Here is a 19944-nt window from a genome sequence, read left to right as displayed (position 1 = left end):
AATGACGAAATGCTTGTCCTGTCATTGGGATGACTGTCAAGAAGAGCCAATATTTGCCACAGCCTCTTCCGGTTAGTTCCGGATTATCCGGTTGGTGATGGATTACCGGTTAATTTCCTTCCTCCCATCCCGGATTCTGTTCGAGTTGGGGATTCAGTACCCGTTCGTTGCGTGGAATAGGATTGAGGTAATAGTAATCCGGCCATAGATGATTCTGTTTCGGATGGAATTCGAGATATCCTTCGGAGCCGCCACCGTCGATAGTCACATTGGTTCCTGCCGTGAAGTCGGATGCACGTACGTATTGTCCGAGTTTCTTCTTCAGTGCATAATGGCATTTCTTCCATCTTCTCAGGTCGTCGAAACGGAATCCTTCGGAGAATAGTTCGATGCGTCGTTCCCGTCGTATTTCCCATAATAGCGGACTCACTTCGTAGTCGTTGGGATAATCCGGATTTCCGAGATCACGTTTCGGGTCGAAGGCTGAGTTTATTTCCGAGACTTTCATGAGTTTTACATTGGCACGCGGGCGCAGTTTGTTGATTGTGACGTCGGCAACTGTCTGGTCAAACTCGCCGAGTTCGCACATGGCTTCCGCGTAGTTCAGCATGACTTCTTCGATGCGGAAAATAGGCATATCCGTCTCTTCATTTCGTTGGCTGCCCATGCTCAGGTAGCAGCAATAGTATTTCCAGTTGTTATATCCGAAGGCAGACTTGTACCACGGCTGGTTCTCCAGATAGAAGTCAAAGTGAGGCGATGCACCCAGAATACCACCGTCATATCCTTGACGGAATGGCAATAACTTCTGTCGTTCCTTGCTGGTGCCGTACCCGATTCCCATGCGGACGGTGAGGCTGTCGATAAAACTGCGGTCTTTGGAGTTATCCGTAAATTTCCATTTATTGTCCCAGGCTGTGCTGGAAGCCGAACGGTCTACCCGGTAAGGAGGAGTGACGTGCAGCCACAAACGATGGTCACGGTTGCTGAACTCGTCGTATATATCCTTGTCACCCAGATAGGCGTCACTCGTCCAGCGTGGCTTTCCGTCCGTGCACAGGTAACTGTCCACTAAGTCGCGGGTCGGATTGTAAAAGGAGGTAGCGGTCGTTCCCCCGATGCTGACAGCGTGCACTACACCGACAGCATCCGAATATTCTCTGTACAGAATGACGCCGGTAACATCTTTCAGTTCCAGTGAACAGAACAGATCGTCGTAGCAGTCCGCCACGTTCGGATAAGTCTGCATCAGTTCGGCGGATACCCGTTTGCATTCCCGCAGATAAGTTTCGGCGTTGTTGAGTCCGTGATATTTACGCCAGGTACCTTCGAAAAGGCAGAAACGGGAGAGTAAAGCCTGTACACAAGCCTTGTTGATGGTGTTTCTGCCTTCTCCGTTCACGTTGATATTCTTTTCGGCAAATTGCAGGTCTTCCAGAATGTGACCGGCTATTTCATCTCTGGAGGCACGAGGGCCTTTGATCAGTTCTGTTTCGTCGTCGCTCAGCACATGATCAATCCAGGGTACGCCACCGTAAGCCGACAGGAGAGACAGGTAGCGGTAACTACGGAAAAAGTAACCGACGGAACGCCAGTTCGCCTTTTCTACATCCGTCATTTTCGAACCGTCAATGCGGTCGAGCATCAGGTTGACCCTCCGGATATAGCTGTAATAGTTCCAGGAAGTATTGTCTTTCTTGTCGGGGATGGTCACCAGTTTTCTGATCCAGTTGCTTTCGCTGGTTCCTCTTGTCTGGTTGTACGAGATGTCGTCCGTAGAATTTTCCGAGCCATAGCCCAATGAAGGCAGGGTTTCATACAATCCCCAGGCGTATGCCTTGAAATTGTCGTATGTTTCAAAAGCCGTTTCGGCAGTCGGGTCTCCCAAAGGATACCTTTCCAGGAAATCGTTATTGAGACAGCTTGCTAACAAAACTGTACATATAAAGATTAAATATTTTCTCATAATACATTGGTTATTAGAATGTAACATTGATACCGAAAGAGAATTTTCTCATGAACGGATATTCCCAGGCACCTTTTGACAGCATATCGGTTTCCAGTCCTTCCGGCAGGTGATCCCACGTGTAGAGGTTCTCTCCGCTGAAGAATACTTTCACATCGTCGAAGTAGAGACGCTGGGACCATACTTTGGGCAAGGTATAGGAAAGCGTGATGTTTTGCAGTTTCAGGTAAGAGGCGTTGGCGAGATACTTCGACTGTTTCCAGTGGTTGTAGCTTGTGTTTACCCCGTCGTTGGAATACACGCGCGGATAATAGGCATTGGTGTTAGTCGGAGTCCAGAAGTCGAGAGTTTCTTTGAACAGGCTTCCCCAGCCTCCGGTAGGCCATGCGATCTGGTCGGTGCGCCAATAATCCCGTTTGCCTACGCCTCGGAGGAAGATAGAGAGGTCGAGTCCTTTCCAGCTGATTCCTGCGGTGATGCCGTAGTGGAAACGCGGAGTCGAGTTACCGATGATACGCTGGTCGCCGGGATTGTCGGCGGTTCCTTCGCCGCTCCAGATGGTTTCGGTATCGTCATCGAAGTTCTTATACAGCACGTCTCCCGGAAAAACTTTTCCTGCTCCTTTCGGAATGGGGATTCCCGGTTTTAGTGTACCGTCTGCGTTGAAGTCGTCTTCCGTGTAGAAGCGGTCGGTGACATATCCCCAGATTTCTCCCATTTTCATGCCTTTGCGGTAAATCTTGTCGCCTAGCAGGTTGGTCTCATTATTGTATTTCGTGATTTCACTTTGTGAGTCGTACAGGTTGAATCCGATCCGGTAGCTCCAGTCCTTGTTGATGCGGTCTCTCCAGTTCAGTTCCAGTTCCCAGCCGTACGTCTTCAGGTCAGCGGCGTTCTGTTTGGCGGCGGTGGCTCCCACTACCCACGGTAGGTCCATACCGGGTGCCAGCATCCCTTTGGTGTCGCGGCGATACCAGTCGAAAGTACCGTTAAAGCGGTTGTCGAAGAATCCGAAATCGACTCCGAAGTCCAGTGTATATACCTTTTCCCACGAGAAACTGCTGCTGACCATTGCCGGTGCATTCAGTGTAGTCGTCTTTTGTCCGTCCACCAGCCATTCCGTCAAGTAAGGTGACATGGAAGGGATGTAGGGATAGTTTTCCGGAGTGTTGTCCGGCTTCAGTATGATCTGGTTGCCGATAGAGCCCCATGAGGCACGTAGTTTCAAGTTAGACAGGAAGTTTTTGGTATTCTTCATGAATGCTTCTTCCGAAATGCGCCATCCGGCGGAGAAGGAAGGGAAGAAACCGAAACGGCTGTCTTTCGGGAAACGGGATGTACCGTCGTAGCGTCCGTTGGCTTCGAACATGTATTTACCGTCGTAAGTGTAATTGACACGGTAGAACAAACCTCTGATAGCATATTCATCGAAACTGTCGGTGACGGATGCCGTTCCGGTAGAACCGGAGAGCGACGGCAGATTTTCCAGTAATACGTCCGTGCGCTGCGACCATTGCGATTCCTTATGACTCTCTTCCTGATTGTAACCACCCATAATAGAGATATCATGTTTACCTATTGAAAAGTCGTAATTGGCGAATGCGTTAATAGCGTTGTAATTGGTGAAACCTTGCGTCAGGGCATAACGTGAGTTCTCTACATTGTTCAGCAGCCCTGTAAAGTTGAATCCTATATACTTGTATTTGTTGACGTACATCCGGTTGTACTCGGTGATCCGGTTGTAGGTATATTCACCTGTTATTTTCAGTCCTTTCAGCGGAGAGATGATGACACGTCCCAAAGTACGCAGGTTGGTCTTCTTGATCACCCTCGGTTCTCCGTAGCGTACGAAAGTAGCGGACGTTTCGGCAGGATATTCGATGCCGTCTTGTTCGTACGGCAGGATGTTGTGGTAGGACGGCAGGTACATGGCACTTCCCCAGACACCGTTTCGTCCACCTTGCTCCACCTTGTTCTGGGTAGAGTTTGCATATCTGATATCCAGTTGGGTGGTCAGCCACTTGTTTACGTCGACACTCAGGAAGCTGGACATATTGATACGGTCAAATTTGTCTTTGTCCGTTACCAGAATGCCGTCCTCACCGGTATATCCCAGGCTTAGTCGGTAGCTGGTACGCTGGCTGCCTCCCGATACGGAGAAACTGTGGTTCTGCATGAATCCGAAGTTATCCATCATATCGGCAAACATATCATTCTCCCGCATAAGGAACAGGTTGCCCTGATCGTCGAAAATATATCCGTTCGGATAGTTGGAAGGATTTGCCTGATAGTCTCGTATGTAGCCTTCCCATTGGGTGATGTTTTTTCCGTCTACATAGGTATCGTTTGCCCATCCCATTTCCTTGTACGCCAGTACCGATTCCAGCGGACTTGCTTTCTGCGGAAGCTCCGATGCTTTCGAGAAAGAGAAGTTGTTGTTGTAATTGAATCTGGGAGCCATGTCCTTTTTACCTTGCTTCGTTGTAATCAGAATCACACCAAAAGCTGCGCGGGCACCGTAGATAGCTGCGGAAGCGGCATCTTTCAAAATAGAGACAGATTCAATATCCTGCGGGTCAATCATATTGATATCCATCGGTACGTTGTTTACCAATACGAGAGGCTCACCACCGTTGATGGAGGTTGTTCCACGGATATTGTACGTCATGTCGTCTCCCGGAGTTCCCGTTGTCGATTCAATTTTTAGTCCCGGCACGACTCCTTGCAGGGCAGCCGAAACGTTGGTAATCGGGCGGTCGCCCAACGACTCTTTGATATTTACAGAGGCTACAGCGCCGGTCATATTCACTTTTTTTTGTGTTCCGAATCCGATGACTACCACTTCATCCATAGTCTGGGTATCTTCCTGTAGCTGTATGTTGAAAAGTGTCTTGTTTTTGACTGTTACTTCTTGTGTGACGTAACCGATATAAGTAACCCGTAACTTACTGTTGGCAGGTACTTCCAGTGAGAATTCCCCATTCATGTCGGTAATGGTCGCCTGTTTGCTGCCGTCGACCAGAACGTTTGCTCCAATCAGAGGTTCACCTTGCGCATCTGTTACGGTTCCCCGTATTTTTATGGACTGCTGGGTAGAAGTAGTGTTGTTGGGGGCTGCTTCTGCCTTTGCCGGGACAGGAATGATAATAATATGCTTACCTTCCTGTCTGTAAGTGAATCCTGTTCCTTTGAGTACGGAGTTCAGAACGGAAGAGACTGCTTCTCTGACAAAATTGGCGCTGACCTTTTGTTTCACGTCCAGTTTCGTCTGATTATAAGCGATACTAAAATCGGTCTGATCTTCAATGATTTCGAATACTTTTAATAGAGGTTGGTTTTTCATAGATACCGTTATTGGCTGATTTTGCCCATAGGCTATGTTATAAAAACATAAAGCGAATAACAATATATAAAATTTATGAATTTTTACGGGATAACCTATGCCCGACAATTTATAAAATTTCATACTTTTGTGAGTTAATCATTAATACTAATTTAAGTGTACACAACTAATTTAAATGAAGTAATTTTGATTTGGGGGAGTTGGTATCCGCGAAATATCGACTCCCTTTTTTCTGTCTATCGGCCTCCTTTCTTATTTAGGGGTGAATAAATTAAGAGAATGTTCTCGTCTTCGACTTTATAGTCTATGTTTCCTATGGTTTTGGTCACGATATTCATGATCTCCTTGATAGGAGCTTTTTGTTTGAACTTGATGGTATATACATCGGTGGTAGCCAGATGCGGAGGGACGATGATGTGTATGTCGTATATTCTCTCTATCGTAATGAAAATATCGCTGAGAGTCATTGCCGCAAAGTTCAGCTCGCCTCTGGTCCAGCCGGAGTAGACAGAGGCGTCGATAATCTTTTTATTAAATTCTCCGGACGGGTTGTCATATTCCAGTTGCTCGTTCGGTGTAAGGGTGATGATATCCTCATTGTTTGCTTTCTGAACGACTACGGAACCCGATTCCAAAGTAGTGGTTGTCTTCTCGTCTTCTGCATAAGCGTGTACGTTGAATTTAGTTCCCAATACTTTTACTTTCAGATGGTTGGTCTTGACGATAAATGGATGTTGCTTGTCTTTCTTTACGTCAAAATTAGCTTCTCCTATCAGATATACCGAACGGATATCCCCGGTGAACTTTTGCGGATATACCAGTAAAGTTCCTGAATTGAGGTATGCTGTGGTGCCGTCGGGCAAGGTAACCTGTTTTTGTTCGCCTCTGGGCACATAGTACTCGACAAGTTCTGTATGCTCTTCATTCGATTGTATATATAGGTAGGATGCTATCATAGAGAGCAGGGGAACCAGTAATACAGCCGCCACCTGCAGCCATTTGCGCAAGGTATACCTTGCAGTTGCCTTCCGCTGTCGGGGCGCAATTTTCCTGCGGAAGTTCTGATAGGAACGTTCAGTACTTGCATCGGCTTTGAAATTCTGGTCTTCCCATAATTCCATCAATGCTTCATCTTTTTCCGCCTGTTCACTGGAGTCGACAAGCCATTTCCATAACTTCTCTTTAAGTTCCGGACTGAACTTATCGGAAGTAAAGTTTTTAATTATTTTATGAGCGTTCGACATATTAGCGTATTTTAGGTGTGGTTACATATATAAGATACGTAACAGATTAATAACGCACAGCCTCTATTCTACTTTTTTTTAGAAAAATAGAATAAAGGTTATGAATAATGCTTTTCGGATGTCGGTAAGTGCTTGTGAAAGGTGGTTCTCTACTGTTCGTTTGTTGATGCTTAGTTCGCGGGCTATTTCTTCGTTGTTCATTCCTGATTCCCGGCTCATCTTATATATTTTCTGTCGTTGCGGAGGCATTTTTTCTACAACCATTGTCACCAATAGTTCGAGTTCTTTGAGGTGGATGTTGTCATCGGTTTCGTTGCTTTCCAGTGGCGGGATATACTTTTCGGTTTCTTTCTGCTGATAGTTCCTGAACAGTAGTGTGCGTTCGATGTGCCGATACACCGCATTTTTGGAAATGCGGAAAAGATAAGGTTTAAGGTTATTAATGGTATGGAGGGATGAGCGGTTGTTCCATAACGTAAGGAAGATGTCCTGCGATAAATCTTCGGCCTCTTCTTGCGATTGCAGTAGTCCGTTGATAAACCCTTTGATGCGGGGATAGTAGTATAGGAAGAAAGTTTTAAAGGCTTTCTCATCTCCTTCGCTAATAGCCTTCAGAAGTTGTTTTTCGTCAAAGGTTTCCATTGGGGGTATTTTTTGTAAATGCTGTAAACCTTGCAAAAATAAGTAAATTTTGTATCGAACCCCGTTTATTAACATAAAAAACTCTTTTTTTTCTTTCCGGCTATGTCCGGCGGAGTGGTTGACAGTGGATTTATAACCTCCTTGTATTTCGGCTAGTATAAAATGAGTTCAAAATCTGCGTAAACAGGAAGATGGTCACTGATTCCTCCCTGATATTTCATTCCTTTATAGGTACGGAAAGGTTCATCATCACCGTATTTCTTGTCTTCTGTCAATAGAAAGGGGAGGCGGGCAACAGTTGCTTTGTCTTCACCGGTGAAGAATTTAGAGGAAGTATCGAGTAAATTGCCGGATACGATCAAATGGTCAAGCAATCCCCATTCTCCGTGATATTTATAGGAGCCAAAATGGCGGGATGTTGCTTTTCGGGCAAGCAGATGGTAGAGTTTCCGGGGATTGGGGAAGGTGACTGACTGTTGGGGATCAGTAGCTTCTAATATTTCTTTGATGGATTTATTGGTTGGGTAGTCATTAAAATCTCCCATGATGACCAGTTGTGGATGAAGGCGGATATTCAGCAGACTGTCGGCTTCTGTGCGTAGTATTCGGGCAGCGTGTAGCCGGTAAGGTTCGGATTCCTTGGCTCCACCGGACCGGGAAGGCAGATGGCAGACGATTACATCAAGTGTATCTCCGGTTAATAATAGTCCGCTGACGTGCAGTAAATCTCTTGTGGGGCGATGATGCTTGAATGAGGGGATGGGGATAGACCGGAAAGATAATAATTTGAATAGGTCACGTTGATATAATAAAGCAACATCAATCCCTCTCAGATCGGGAGAACTTGTCATAACATACCGGTAACTCAGTTCCTTTAAAGGAGAACGTCGTGTGAGATCACGTAGTACACTGTCGTTTTCTACTTCACAAAGACCTACAAGGGCGGGTGGATTCCATTCACCGACGGCAGTGATGACACGGGCCATATCAGCCAGTTTCTTCTTGTACTTGGTGTAGTTCCAGTGACGGATAGCGTCGGGGAGAAATTCATTATCGTTCTTTAGTGTATCGTGGTGAGTGTCAAAGAGGTTTTCTACATTCCAGCTCATGACACGAAAGGGAATTCGTTCTTCGGCGGAAGACTTCTTCTGGGAAACAGATTGTTTATTGCTGAACGATTCTTTTTCGGTAAGGGAAGTTTGCTTTGCAAAAGAAGTTTGCCCTATGATATAAGAGGGCACGAAAAAGAGCATTATAATAAAGATGACGGTCATAGCAAATCTTTTTCTGCTATCACCATCATCTTTTCTATGATGTCTTACCTGACTGTTATTTCTTGGCAGGAACATGTGCCAGAATATCCAACAGGTGCTTCCAGAACTTCTCAACGGAAGGGATGTGCATCCGTTCGTCGGGAGAGTGTACTCCGGTGAGGGTAGGTCCGAAAGAAATCATGTCTAATGTCGGATACTTGTCGAGGAACAGACCGCATTCCAGTCCTGCGTGAATTGCTTTCACTTTCGCCTCTACACCGAAAAGTCGTTTGTAAGATTCTGCTGCCACTTCGAGGATAGCCGAATGAGGATTCGGCTTCCATCCCGGATAACCTTCACCGAAGGTCACATCAGCGCCTGCCAGCTGGAAGACGGCACGAACCGTATTCGCCATGTCATTGCGTGCAGATAAGATAGAGCTGCGTTGGCTGGTTTCGATGCGGATAATATGATTCGGTTTCATTTTGACAGAAGCAAGGTTGGTTGAAGTCTCTACCAGTCCGGGGATATCCTGACTCATGGCATATACACCGTGAGGAGCAGCATACAATGCTTTCAGCAAGCGGGTAGTAGTATCCTGGTCGATAGCCATTTTACGGGGAGTTTCCGATTCAAGAACCAGTTTCAGGTCCGGTTCGGTGACGGCCAGTTCGTTTTCTACTTCACTGGTGAAGATATTCAGTTCCGTGCGGACGTCATGTTTGGCATCTTCGGGAACTGCACAGATGGCGTATGCTTCGCGGGGGATGGCATTGCGCAGGTTACCTCCGTTGATTTCGCAGAGATACAGGTCCTGCCGGTTAGCCATTCGGGACAGGAATCGGTTCAGTATCTTGTTTGCATTGCCCCGTCCCAAGTGAATATCACCACCGGAGTGACCGCCTTTCAGTCCTTTTACTTCTACTTTAAAGAAAAAGTATCCTGCGGGGACTTCTACTTCTTTATAACTAAACTCTGCAACGGAGTCGATACCTCCGGCACATCCGATAAAGATTTCTCCTTCATCTTCGGAGTCGAGGTTCAGCAGAATATCACCGCTCATGAAACCTTCTTTCAGCTCAAAAGCTCCGGTCAGACCGGTTTCTTCATCTACGGTAAACAGGCATTCCAGCGGGCCGTGCTCGATGCTGTCATCCGCCAGAATAGCCAGTTCGGTAGCTACACCGATACCGTTATCAGCTCCGAGGGTAGTTCCTTTGGCTTTCAGCCATTCTCCGTCTATTTCTGTTTCGATAGGGTCAGTAAGGAAGTCGTGCTGTACATCATTGTTCTTTTCGCACACCATGTCGATGTGCGATTGCAATATGACAGTCTGAAGGTTTTCTTTGCCCGGAGTGGCGGGCTTTTTGATCAGTACGTTTCCTGCTTCGTCTACATTGGTCTCCAGGTTATGTTTTGCTCCGAATGCCTTCAGGTAGGCAATTATTTTCTCTTCCTTCTTGGAAGGACGCGGCACTTGGCAGATTTCCTCAAAATACTTGAATACGCCAGCCGGCTTAAGGTCTTTTTTTTCCATGCTGTTTTCTTTTATAATAGGAATAGGAGGTTCATTTTGGTTCCTCTTATTGCTAAATATGGTTAATTTGCTTGACTTATCTGAACTCATTTCTCATTAAAGCCTATCTTTGCACTCACAAAATTAATAGAAATGGTTGAGACTATACTGATAACTTTGTTAATAGTTGCTATTTCCCTGCTATTATTGGGGGTGAAAGTATTCTTTACGAAGGGGGGGAAGTTCCCTAATGGTCATGTGAGCGGTAATAAAGAGTTGCGTAAGAAAGGAATCGGTTGTGCGCAGTCGCAGGATCGTGAAGCACAAAAGAAATCACGTTTTTCTATTGATGAGTTGGAAAAAGCCTTGAACGATAGTATGAACTAATTAATTAAAAACAATATTTTAGAGTTATGAATAGAATAAACTACCTCATGAACGGTTTAGCTGCACTTGCGTTTATCGTTTTATTCTCACAATGCGCCGGCAAAGCTGATAATCAAGTTGCAACTACTCCGGCTTCGGCTAATGCAGAATTGTCTGGAATGAAAATAGCTTATGTTGAAATAGATACCTTGTTGGCTAAATACAATTTCTGTATTGACTTGAATGAGGCTATGGTAAAGAAGAGCGAAAATGTTCGCATGACGCTGAATCAGAAGATGACAGCTTTGAACAAAGAAAAACAGGAATTCCAAAAGAAATATGAAAGCAATGCTTTCCTGTCACCGGAAAGAGCTCAGCAGGAATACAATCGTTTGGCTAAAATGGAACAGGATTTGCAGGAATTGAGCAACAAACTTCAAAATGGTCTGATGGAAGACAATAATGCTAACAGTTTGCTTTTCCGTGATTCTATCAACGCTTTCCTGAAAGAATATAATAAGACTCGTGGATATAGCCTGATCTTCAGCAACACAGGTTTCGATAATCTGCTTTATGCTGATAGTGCATATAATATCACAAAAGAAATTGTAGATGGATTGAATGCCAGATATTCATCTGCTAAGAAATAAAAAACGTCTTTTTTAGGCCCTTGGGTTTCCTAAGGGCATTCATGATTTTAATAAATTGATGCCTGTTCAAGACTGAGAAGCTTTGAACAGGTTTTTTTATTTCTCTTCTTTTGCTTCTTCCTGTGGAATGCGGAAAGCGGTGTAAAGTTCAAGTACGGCAGCGATAGTCAGACAGGCAATCCATTCATTTCCACGGGTGGTAAACATGAAAGCTCCCGTCAGTATCAGCGCAAGTGCTCCGAATATCTGCTGGATACGCAGACGTTTTAAAATTTTGCTTTTTCCTTTAACCGGTGTGTTTACTTGTGCCAGAGCAATGAATCCGGCTCCGATGGTATAAATATAAGGAGCATAGTTCCATCCGGTGATATATACAGCAGCCCCTGTGAGAGCCATGATTGCGCCTACGGCGAAAAGTGCGGGTACTAATTGTTTCATTTATTATCTTCAAAAACGTAAATATCTTCGTTGGGCTTCTTCATCAGATACTTTTCACGTGCCACCTGTTCGATAGCATCCGGATTGCTGTTCAACTCGTTGAGACGTTTGGTGTTCTCTTCGTAGTCCGCCCGGTATTTTTCTATCTCTTCTTTCAGCTGGCTGATTTCGCGTTCGTATCCCAGACGGCGGAACAGGCTGTTCTCGTCCAGAAAACCAATGATAACAGCAAATGCAACGACGGTGATAAGATACTTACGTCGGCATATGAAACTCCAGATAGTGATCAGTTTATCCATAACTTCTCTTTTTTATATCCGCAAAGATAAAACTAATAACTTAAAAACTTACCGCTTTAGGTTCAAAACTTCTTTCTCTATCCTTTATTACTTATCACTTTTTTGTGTACATTTGCACTGAAAGCGAAAAATCAAAAAAAACAGAGAGAATCCCGGATATGGAGAACTATATTGTATCAGCTCGTAAGTACCGTCCGTCCACATTCGAATCGGTGGTGGGACAACGAGCGCTGACTACTACATTAAAGAATGCAATCGCTACCCAGAAATTGGCTCATGCTTATTTGTTTTGCGGACCGCGCGGGGTGGGAAAGACTACTTGTGCACGTATCTTCGCCAAAACCATCAACTGTATGACGCCTACTGCCGATGGTGAAGCCTGTAACGAATGCGAATCGTGTGTGGCTTTCAACGAACAGCGGTCGTATAATATCCATGAACTTGATGCCGCTTCCAACAATTCGGTGGATGATATCCGTCAATTGGTGGAACAGGTGCGCATCCCGCCACAGATCGGTAAATATAAGGTATATATTATCGATGAGGTGCACATGCTCTCGGCTTCCGCTTTCAACGCATTCCTGAAAACATTGGAAGAACCTCCCCGCCACGCTATCTTTATTCTGGCTACGACGGAGAAGCATAAGATTCTTCCGACTATCCTTTCCCGTTGCCAGATTTATGATTTTAACCGGATCAGTGTCGAAGATACGGTGAATCATTTGTCGTACGTTGCTGCAAAAGAAAATATTACGGCAGAACCCGAAGCGCTGAATGTCATTGCAATGAAAGCGGATGGAGGTATGCGTGACGCATTGTCTATCTTCGATCAGGTAGTGAGTTTTACGGGAGGGAATATTACTTATAAGAGTGTTATTGAGAACTTGAACGTTCTCGATTACGAATATTATTTCCGTCTGACGGATTGTTTTCTAGAAAACAGGGTAAGTGATGCCTTGTTGCTTTTCAATGATGTGCTGAATAAGGGATTTGACGGTAGTCACTTCATCACCGGATTATCTTCTCATTGCCGGGATTTGCTGGTCAGTAAGGATGCAGCTACCTTGCCATTACTGGAAGTAGGGGCGAGCATACGTCAGCGTTATCAGGAACAGGCGCAGAAATGCCCGTTGCAGTTTCTTTACCGTGCGATGAAACTTTGCAATGATTGTGATTTGAATTACCGTGCCAGCAAGAACAAGCGCTTACTGGTGGAACTGACCTTGATACAGGTTGCCCAGCTTACCACCGAGGGGGATGACGTAAGTGGTGGGCGTGGCCCTAAGCAGACCATAAAACCCGTATTCACCCAACCTGCCGCAGCTCAGCAGCCGCAGGTCGCTTCTGCACCGTCTGCTCAACAGACTACTGTTCATACTGCTCCGTCTCCGGCTATTGCGCCGTCTGCCGCTAATACTGCTGTGCGTCAACCGCAGGTATCTGTTGCTTCGGGGGCTGCTGCTCCGGCAAATACTGCTTCCGCGCCGTCACAGAGTGTTGGAATCTCTTCGATTTCCAAAGAGGAACGGAAGATTCCTGTGATGAAGATGTCTAGTTTGGGAGTATCTATCAAAAATCCGCAACGTGATCAGGCTGCTCAGAATACAGCCAAAACCAATGTTGCTCAGGTGCAAACACAGCCGGAAGAAGACTTTATTTTCAATGACAGAGATTTGAATTATTACTGGCAGGAATATGCGGGACAGTTACCCAAAGAACAGGTGGCCATTGCAAAGCGTATGCAAGTGATACGTCCGGTATTGTTGAATAATTCGACTACTTTTGAAGTAGTGGTCGATAATGAGATTGCTGCTAAAGATTTTACAGCTTTGATTCCGGAATTACAGACTTATCTTCGTGGAAGATTGAAGAACAGCAAAGTGGCGATGACAGTGCGGGTAAGTGAACCTGCAGAAACTGTTCGGGCGGTTGGTCGTGTCGAGAAGTTCCAGATGATGGCACAGAAGAATCAGGCGCTGATGCAACTGAAAGATGAGTTCGGACTCGAATTATATTAATGTACTGATTTCTATAAGATTTCCATCCGGATCTTTAAAGTAAATGCTCCGGATGGCTATGAAAGCAATACTAATGCAAACGTTGATTCATTCTGTCACCGTATCCGTCGCTATACCTTTCTTCCGGCATAATGATCCATAGAATAAGATAAATAATAATTCCTGCAAAAGCAGTGAAGATGGTGGCTAGTGCATAGACTATTCTTACTAAAGTAGGGTCCCATCCGAAGTATTCGGCTAAACTTCCGCATACTCCGGCTATCATTCGTTCCTTTCTGGAACGAGTCAGTTTTTTGTTGTTTTCCATAAAGCGATTGTATTAATAAAAAATAAGTCCTGTAAATCTTTCGCTTTACAGGACTTGTCTTTTAAAATTTCTTGGGGTGGAAGACCGGACTCGAACCGGCGACATTCAGAACCACAATCTGACGCTCTAACCAACTGAACTACATCCACCATGTCTGCGTTTCTCTAACGCGGTGCAAAGATAGATATTATCTTTAAATCTCCAAAAGATTCTGCTACTTTTTTTTATAAAAAAGATATTCTTTTATTCCCCGATTATGCTTGCTGAAGAGGGATCGCGCATCATTTGCAAAGATTCTCAGAGAGTTACGTGCATTTACGGAAATGGAGTCAGTGGGGAAATTAATTGGTAGTAATTGATGATTCTTTTTTCCTGATTGAACGGGACGGGCTGTCCATACCAGGCTATATTCGCAATGGTTGAGTCGGGTGGTACTATCTTTTACTAATTCCATTTTTACCATCAGGCCGCCATCCGTGCGACGGGCGGACATATTGGAAATATAATTCCCCAGTGAATATACTACCAGATGCTTCCCGTTTGTCAGACTGTCTTTGCGAATTTCGATAGGCTGCACAACATGAGGATGACAACCGATTATGTGATTTACTCCTTTTCGAAGCAGCCAATCGGTCAGAAACTTCTGTTCTTTGTCAGGGAGTGACTGGTATTCGATTCCCCAATGCATACAAGCAATAATTGCATCGGGATTCATTGTTTTACTTGCTTCGATATCTTTGGATATAATGGTCGTATCAGTATAATTGACGATGTTGGGCGGAGTGACAGGGATTCCGTTTGTTCCGTATGTATAGTTGAGTATGGCAATGCGGAAGCCTTTTTTTTCTAATAAAAGAGGGTATTTATTTTCACGCTCTTCAGCGTTGAGGTACGTTCCGGCGTGTGGAATTTTTAAGGAGTCTATTAATTGTATAGTGCGTTCCAAGCCTTTTCTGCCACGGTCGAGACTATGGTTATTGGCGGTTATCAGTACATTGAATCCGGCATTATGGATAGCGGTCAGATATTCATCGGGAGCGCTGAAAGCGGGATAGCCTTTGTACGGTTTTCCTCCGAGAGTAACTTCCAGATTAGCTATGGCAAAGTCAGCACTTTGAATTTCGTCTTTGACATATTCAAAATAGCTGGAATAATCGTAGCCTCCTGTCGCAGTACGTGCAGCGTTAATTTGTCCTTGATGCTGCATAAGGTCCCCTGCAAAAAGAAGCGAAAGGGTGTCTGTTTGCAGGCTGTCAGTTGTCAGTATCTGTGTGGTAGTATCATTTTCTTGCGCTTTGCTGATACAAGAGAATTGTGTAACCAGAAGAAGGGATACTAATAGTTCTTTCATACGTTCAAGAGGATTATAATGTCTTTTCGAGAATGATTGTTACTTAGGCAGGAAACGGACATAATAAGAGAGGGAGAGTCGTAATTGTTTTCATAACTGTCAGATTAAGGGAAGGAAAAGGACAGTGAAACACATTTCACTGTCCTTCAATATTCTACTTGTAAATAGCTTTTTTACCGGCTAAAAGTGTATTTTTCATTAATGATACAATCGTCATCGGACCCACGCCGCCCGGTACGGGAGTGATGAATGAGCACTTAGGCGCTACCTCATCAAACTTCACATCGCCTGTCAGCTTGAAGCCGGATTTTTTGCTGGCGTCCGGCACGCGGGTAGTACCTACGTCGATTACCACTGCACCTTCTTTGACCATTTCTTCTTTCACAAAGTTGGGTTGTCCCAGAGCAGCAATAATAATATCAGCTTCCTGACATTCTTTTACCAAGTCTTTGCTGCGGCTGTGGCATACAGTAACAGTTGCATCTCCCGGATACGCTTTCTGCATCATCAGTGAAGCCATCGGCTTGCCTACAATGTTGCTGCGGCCGAGTACAACACATTTCTTTCCCGACGTCTCTATCTCATAACGTTTCAGCAGTTCGAGAATACCGTTCGGGGTGGCAGATACATAGCAGGGAAGTCCGATAGACATACGCCCCACATTGATAGGGTGGAATCCGTCTACATCTTTACGATAGTCGATCGTTTCGATAACTTTCTGTTCGGAGATATGTTTCGGTAACGGGAGCTGTACGATAAATCCGTCTACATCGTCGTCATTATTCAGTTCGCATACTTTGGCGAGTAGTTCTTCTTCGGTCACGTCACTTTCGTAACGGATGAGGGAAGATTTGAATCCACATACTTCGCAGGCTTTTACTTTGGCGGCTACATACGTTTCGCTGCCACCATCATGTCCTACAAGGATTGCTGCCAGATGCGGGCGTTTGCCGCCACGAGCAACAATTTCGGCTACTTCGGCTGCAATCTCTTGTTTCACTTGTTCGGAAATGGCTTTTCCGTCTATCAGAGTCATATTTTCAGAGTATTTATTGGTGATGGACAAAAGTAAAATAAATAACTGAACTCTCCAAAAGGAATGGACTTTTTGTGGAGAGGGGACAGCGGAACATATTGGAATGCGAGTAGGAAAGAAGGCAAAAAGAACAAGGGAAAGCTCTGATTTTCAGGTAAGAAAAACAGAGCCTCTGTTTAGGTGAAACGGAGGCTCTGTTTACATCAATCAGAGGCTCTGTTCGGGTGAAATGGAGCCTCTGTTTGGTCTTGTCAGATCATGTTCTTATTTGTCAGCAATTTGCCTTTATACTCTCCGGTCAATGTACGGAGGAAGGCGACAATCTTATCTACTTCCGGTTGTGGTAGGTCGATGCCTAACTGATATTTGGCCATGGCGCGAACCGCATCATCCATAGTAGCCATGCTGCCGTCGTGGAAATAAGGAGCGGTCAGTTCAATATTTCTCAATCCTGGCACTTTGAAGCGGTGACGGTCACGCTCTGCTTTTGTCTGCTTGAATCGTCCGTTGTCTTCTTCAGTCATTTCTGCCTGACGGTCTGCGAAATAATCATGCTGTACACCGATCAGTTCATAAGATTGTCCTCCGAGGATTTCTCCCACATGACAAGTCGCACAGTCATATTTCTTGAAAAGGTCGTATCCGGCGATTTCATCTGCGGTGATGGCATCTTTCTGTCCTTTCAGATAACGGTCGAAACGTGAATTAGGAGTCAGCAATGTCTTTTCGAACTCCTGAATAGCATTTGTGATATTCTTTTCGTTCAATCCGTCGGGATATACTTCGTTGAATGCCACTACGAAATTCTTGTCTTCTGCCAGTTTGCTGATGATCTGATCGAATGACTCGCAAGCCATTTCTACCGGATTCAATGGAGGGCCGGCAGCTTGTTCTGCCAGAGTTCCGGCACGTCCGTCCCAGAATTGAACAAAGTTATAGGCAGCATTGTATACGGTCGGGGCATTGACGCCGCCCAACTGACCGCCTACTCCTTCAGAATACTGCTTGTTGTCAACGCCACCGGTATCCAGACCATGACAGCTGGCACATGAAACGGTGTTGTCTGCCGATAAGCGGGTGTCGTGATACAACAGATTTCCTAAGACCACTTTGCGTACATCGACTGAGATCGAGTCGGCAATAGGACGAATCGGTTCGTTAATGAAATCAGGTGCTACTGCCACATCGGTATACAGTCCCATGCGGTGATGTTTTACCCAGCTCAGTGCTACCTCTTTCTTTGCATCATTGAAAGAAGCTCCCCAATGTACAAGGTAATACTTTGCCTGCGGCATCTTTCCGTCGAGGATTACTTTTTCTACTTTAGCCAGATCAACCGGATTGAGAGGGCGTCCTTCCTTCATGTCTTTCTCCATCTGAGTCATGTCGAAAGCGCGATAGGCTTTGCTCACGTCTTCCATTACAATTTTTCCGGCTACAGGCATATTTGCATAGAACGGTAGTTCCGGCGTCGAGGTATGGCATCTCAGGCATCCTGCATCCGTAATAATCTGTTGCATCTGCACGTTTGCTTCCAAATCGGCAGAAGGCACCCGATGCATCAGTCGGTAAATGACTGCCAATGCCGCCACGACTACCAATAATGCTACGATTAGTTTTGTACTTCTCTTCATTTCACATTTGTTTTTTGAGGTTAGTTATTACGATTATATAAATGTACGCTTTGTTGGGCCGCCGGCAGGTAATTGACTCCATACCAGCACATTTGTAAAGCAAGGAAGGAGACTATGAGCAGGGCATAGAGTGTTTTCCGTCCGGTTCTTCTGAACAGGCGGAGGTGGATGTAGAGCAAATATCCCATCCAGGTGATGGCTGCCCAAGTTTCTTTGGGGTCCCAGCTCCAGTAGTTTCCCCAAGCCTCCTTTGCCCAGAGAGAACCTAGCAGCATACCGATGGAAAGAAAAGCGACGCCTGCGTAGACCAGATTGTCTGCTGTATGCAGGTATTCTTCTTTATGACGGAACAGTCCGGTCAGGGCGATGATGAAAGCACATCCCAGAACGGAATAAGAGAACATATATACGGTTACATGCGGGATGAACCATACACTTTGCAGCGCCGGCATCAATGACTGATCGTGTATCTCGGGCTTCATCAAATTAATGATCACAAAAACTGTAGAAAGTAACGTCGAGAAAGAGAGAATCCAGCGATACTTCCATCTGATATAGGTTAGCAATCCTGCTATTCCCATAAAGAATGAATACCACAATCGGGTTTCTCCCATAGTGCGTAATGGAGGGCGCTGGAGGAATATCCATAATCCGGCAATAAATATTCCCAATATAATAATGCCGCCGGAAGTAAAAACGATTGCCACCTTACTCTTCGATGATGAACGAAGGGCAAATACAGCTCCTGCCAACCATAAGCAGATGGATACTGCTGCAAATACATAGAAGTTATCCCAGTTTATCATACGCTTTAGCTCCGTTTATAAATAAAAGAACTGCTCCTGCAAGCATCATCAGAATACCCGCTACCATCACATATTTCCAAGGCTGTTTTACGACCTGTAGAATGCAGTAATTGCTTTCGTTGCCTTTTGTTACGTCGTATCCGGTGAGGTAGACGTCTTCCCCCAGTCGGTAGGAATAGGGATGGTTTACTTCCAGCAGAACGTTCTCATTCCCCAAACGTACATTGGCGGAAAAGCGGGAAGGACGTCCGTTCGGGTAATATTCTACAGCGAACGAATTGAGTTCCATATCATAATCTAAATAGTAAGATGCACCATTCATGTCGAATGCCTCATGCGTTGGTTCACCTTTATATAAAGGTACGCGTAATGTCCGTGTGTCACTGCTACCTAGAAATCCGGCAAACAGAGCCAGCCATAAACCTGCATGATTCAGAATAAAGCGCCAGCGTGCTTGTTTGCGATGCCGACAGGCGTGGATGGTGATCATCGCCAGATTGCTTAATAATAATAAGAGTATAGAAATGAATATCCATGAAGTCATGAAATTGTAACATCCCAATGAGGCTGATATTCCATTGCGCATTTCGGCTTCCGGTTCAGATAGCTGGGGGAAAAGTCCTATGATCAGGCAACCACCGATAAACAGACTGATAGATAAAACACTGGCTTTGGATGAACCGAGAAAACGGGTGATTCTTAGATTATTATATTCTTTATATAGTATCCATAACAGGAAAAGCCAGATCGCCGCAAAGATGATATTCAGCGGAAAGGCGAGAAAAGAAACAGGAAAGTTTCCTGTGAACAGCTGCATGGCTGCTGCTAATAAAATGTAACCTGCTACATATACATAGTACATATTCGTGCTTCTGTTTTGTTATCTTTTGCAAAGTAAAGAAATAAAAATGAATATTCATATAAAACCTTTATAAAATTGTAATCATTACAAGTGAATAGTGATATTAATATGGTTTTAGGATAATCTTTCAGTGTAGTTGTTGGCGAAAGGAGAGGGGATATGGAAGCTAAAGCTGCGCTTTACAAGGTATAAAGCTATGCTTTAGGGAGTGAA

17 protein-coding genes and 1 tRNA gene are annotated in these 19944 nt (G+C 44.9%); 3 read left to right on the top strand and 15 right to left on the bottom strand.

Annotated features, from left to right (window positions below; all coding sequences use genetic code 11):
- Positions 1-109: 109 nt before the first annotated feature.
- The 6 genes from KTR07_RS17595 to KTR07_RS17570 form a co-directional block, all read right to left on the bottom strand.
- Positions 110-1966 carry a RagB/SusD family nutrient uptake outer membrane protein gene (locus KTR07_RS17595; RefSeq protein WP_011107894.1) on the bottom strand — a complete coding sequence of 619 codons (1857 nt, stop codon included), beginning with the start codon at positions 1964-1966 and terminating at the stop codon, positions 110-112.
- A gap of 13 nt (positions 1967-1979) precedes the next feature.
- Positions 1980-5432 carry a TonB-dependent receptor gene (locus tag KTR07_RS17590; protein ID WP_113748327.1) on the bottom strand — a complete coding sequence of 1151 codons (3453 nt, stop codon included), beginning with the start codon at positions 5430-5432 and terminating at the stop codon, positions 1980-1982.
- Positions 5433-5545: 113 nt separating this feature from the next.
- Complete coding sequence (locus KTR07_RS17585; protein WP_008762112.1) at positions 5546-6553, bottom strand: FecR family protein; 1008 nt, start codon at positions 6551-6553, stop codon at positions 5546-5548.
- Positions 6554-6631: 78 nt separating this feature from the next.
- The gene (locus KTR07_RS17580) at positions 6632-7195 is read right to left on the bottom strand and encodes an RNA polymerase sigma-70 factor (RefSeq protein WP_016267049.1); all 564 of its coding nucleotides are present in this window, start codon (positions 7193-7195) and stop codon (positions 6632-6634) included.
- Between the two features lie 152 nt (positions 7196-7347).
- A complete protein-coding gene (locus tag KTR07_RS17575) occupies positions 7348-8544 on the bottom strand; it encodes an endonuclease/exonuclease/phosphatase family protein (RefSeq protein ID WP_165938029.1) in 1197 nt (398 codons plus the stop codon).
- Positions 8525-9985 (bottom strand): aminoacyl-histidine dipeptidase, encoded by a 1461-nt coding sequence (locus tag KTR07_RS17570; RefSeq protein ID WP_022470836.1) that lies wholly within the window; start codon positions 9983-9985, stop codon positions 8525-8527. Before KTR07_RS17570 ends, KTR07_RS17575 begins: the two co-directional genes overlap by 20 nt.
- Before the next feature lie 132 nt (positions 9986-10117).
- Between KTR07_RS17570 and KTR07_RS17565 the strand changes: the two genes are divergently transcribed.
- Complete coding sequence (locus KTR07_RS17565; protein WP_008762116.1) at positions 10118-10351, top strand: hypothetical protein; 234 nt, start codon at positions 10118-10120, stop codon at positions 10349-10351.
- Between the two features lie 26 nt (positions 10352-10377).
- Positions 10378-10980 (top strand): OmpH family outer membrane protein, encoded by a 603-nt coding sequence (locus KTR07_RS17560; RefSeq protein ID WP_008762117.1) that lies wholly within the window; start codon positions 10378-10380, stop codon positions 10978-10980.
- A gap of 96 nt (positions 10981-11076) precedes the next feature.
- Here KTR07_RS17560 and KTR07_RS17555 read toward each other — a convergent pair whose 3' ends face one another.
- Together KTR07_RS17555 and KTR07_RS17550 are read right to left on the bottom strand one after the other, a co-directional pair.
- A complete protein-coding gene (locus tag KTR07_RS17555; RefSeq protein ID WP_008767910.1) occupies positions 11077-11418 on the bottom strand; it encodes a hypothetical protein in 342 nt (113 codons plus the stop codon).
- A complete protein-coding gene (locus tag KTR07_RS17550; protein WP_008762119.1) occupies positions 11415-11717 on the bottom strand; it encodes a septum formation initiator family protein in 303 nt (100 codons plus the stop codon). The genes KTR07_RS17555 and KTR07_RS17550 overlap by 4 nt, the downstream gene beginning before the upstream one ends.
- Positions 11718-11875: 158 nt before the next feature.
- On the opposite strand from KTR07_RS17550, the gene KTR07_RS17545 reads away from it, so the two are divergent.
- A complete protein-coding gene (locus tag KTR07_RS17545; protein ID WP_008762120.1) occupies positions 11876-13735 on the top strand; it encodes a DNA polymerase III subunit gamma/tau in 1860 nt (619 codons plus the stop codon).
- Between the two features lie 70 nt (positions 13736-13805).
- Here KTR07_RS17545 and KTR07_RS17540 read toward each other — a convergent pair whose 3' ends face one another.
- From KTR07_RS17540 to KTR07_RS17510, 7 genes are all read right to left on the bottom strand, one after another.
- Positions 13806-14042 (bottom strand): PspC domain-containing protein, encoded by a 237-nt coding sequence (locus tag KTR07_RS17540; RefSeq protein WP_113748331.1) that lies wholly within the window; start codon positions 14040-14042, stop codon positions 13806-13808.
- A 72-nt stretch (positions 14043-14114) separates the two neighbouring features.
- Positions 14115-14191 (bottom strand) — tRNA-His (locus KTR07_RS17535).
- 65 nt (positions 14192-14256) lie between these two features.
- On the bottom strand, positions 14257-15393 hold the full coding sequence (locus KTR07_RS17530) for a CapA family protein (RefSeq protein ID WP_113748332.1): 1137 nt from the start codon (positions 15391-15393) through the stop codon (positions 14257-14259).
- A gap of 154 nt (positions 15394-15547) precedes the next feature.
- Entirely contained in the window at positions 15548-16429 is an 882-nt protein-coding gene (gene folD / locus KTR07_RS17525) for a bifunctional methylenetetrahydrofolate dehydrogenase/methenyltetrahydrofolate cyclohydrolase FolD (protein ID WP_022470839.1), read from the bottom strand.
- Between the two features lie 251 nt (positions 16430-16680).
- A complete protein-coding gene (locus tag KTR07_RS17520) occupies positions 16681-18063 on the bottom strand; it encodes a cytochrome c peroxidase (protein WP_016267054.1) in 1383 nt (460 codons plus the stop codon).
- Between the two features lie 20 nt (positions 18064-18083).
- Entirely contained in the window at positions 18084-18869 is a 786-nt protein-coding gene (locus KTR07_RS17515; RefSeq protein ID WP_008762125.1) for a cytochrome c biogenesis protein, read from the bottom strand.
- The gene (locus KTR07_RS17510) at positions 18853-19731 is read right to left on the bottom strand and encodes a cytochrome c biogenesis protein ResB (protein WP_054960186.1); all 879 of its coding nucleotides are present in this window, start codon (positions 19729-19731) and stop codon (positions 18853-18855) included. Before KTR07_RS17510 ends, KTR07_RS17515 begins: the two co-directional genes overlap by 17 nt.
- Positions 19732-19944 lie beyond the last annotated feature (213 nt).

The sequence above is a fragment of the Bacteroides sp. MSK.20.82 genome, assembly GCF_019052485.1.
GTDB classification, from domain to species: Bacteria; Bacteroidota; Bacteroidia; order Bacteroidales; family Bacteroidaceae; genus Bacteroides; species Bacteroides thetaiotaomicron.
This window is presented reverse-complemented; position numbering and strand designations above follow the sequence as displayed.

What these genes read in the sequence shown, in the direction of transcription:
- KTR07_RS17595 (WP_011107894.1), bottom strand. Translation starts at nt 1,966, where the DNA reads ATGAGAAAATATTTAATCTTTATATGTACAGTTTTGTTAGCAAGCTGT.
- KTR07_RS17590 (WP_113748327.1), bottom strand. Translation starts at nt 5,432, where the DNA reads ATGAAATTTTATAAATTGTCGGGCATAGGTTATCCCGTAAAAATTCAT.
- KTR07_RS17585 (WP_008762112.1), bottom strand. Translation starts at nt 6,553, where the DNA reads ATGTCGAACGCTCATAAAATAATTAAAAACTTTACTTCCGATAAGTTC.
- KTR07_RS17580 (WP_016267049.1), bottom strand. Translation starts at nt 7,195, where the DNA reads ATGGAAACCTTTGACGAAAAACAACTTCTGAAGGCTATTAGCGAAGGA.
- KTR07_RS17575 (WP_165938029.1), bottom strand. Translation starts at nt 8,544, where the DNA reads ATGTTCCTGCCAAGAAATAACAGTCAGGTAAGACATCATAGAAAAGAT.
- KTR07_RS17570 (WP_022470836.1), bottom strand. Translation starts at nt 9,985, where the DNA reads ATGGAAAAAAAAGACCTTAAGCCGGCTGGCGTATTCAAGTATTTTGAG.
- KTR07_RS17565 (WP_008762116.1), top strand. Translation starts at nt 10,118, where the DNA reads ATGGTTGAGACTATACTGATAACTTTGTTAATAGTTGCTATTTCCCTG.
- KTR07_RS17560 (WP_008762117.1), top strand. Translation starts at nt 10,378, where the DNA reads ATGAATAGAATAAACTACCTCATGAACGGTTTAGCTGCACTTGCGTTT.
- KTR07_RS17555 (WP_008767910.1), bottom strand. Translation starts at nt 11,418, where the DNA reads ATGAAACAATTAGTACCCGCACTTTTCGCCGTAGGCGCAATCATGGCT.
- KTR07_RS17550 (WP_008762119.1), bottom strand. Translation starts at nt 11,717, where the DNA reads ATGGATAAACTGATCACTATCTGGAGTTTCATATGCCGACGTAAGTAT.
- KTR07_RS17545 (WP_008762120.1), top strand. Translation starts at nt 11,876, where the DNA reads ATGGAGAACTATATTGTATCAGCTCGTAAGTACCGTCCGTCCACATTC.
- KTR07_RS17540 (WP_113748331.1), bottom strand. Translation starts at nt 14,042, where the DNA reads ATGGAAAACAACAAAAAACTGACTCGTTCCAGAAAGGAACGAATGATA.
- KTR07_RS17530 (WP_113748332.1), bottom strand. Translation starts at nt 15,393, where the DNA reads ATGAAAGAACTATTAGTATCCCTTCTTCTGGTTACACAATTCTCTTGT.
- folD (WP_022470839.1), bottom strand. Translation starts at nt 16,429, where the DNA reads ATGACTCTGATAGACGGAAAAGCCATTTCCGAACAAGTGAAACAAGAG.
- KTR07_RS17520 (WP_016267054.1), bottom strand. Translation starts at nt 18,063, where the DNA reads ATGAAGAGAAGTACAAAACTAATCGTAGCATTATTGGTAGTCGTGGCG.
- KTR07_RS17515 (WP_008762125.1), bottom strand. Translation starts at nt 18,869, where the DNA reads ATGATAAACTGGGATAACTTCTATGTATTTGCAGCAGTATCCATCTGC.
- KTR07_RS17510 (WP_054960186.1), bottom strand. Translation starts at nt 19,731, where the DNA reads ATGTACTATGTATATGTAGCAGGTTACATTTTATTAGCAGCAGCCATG.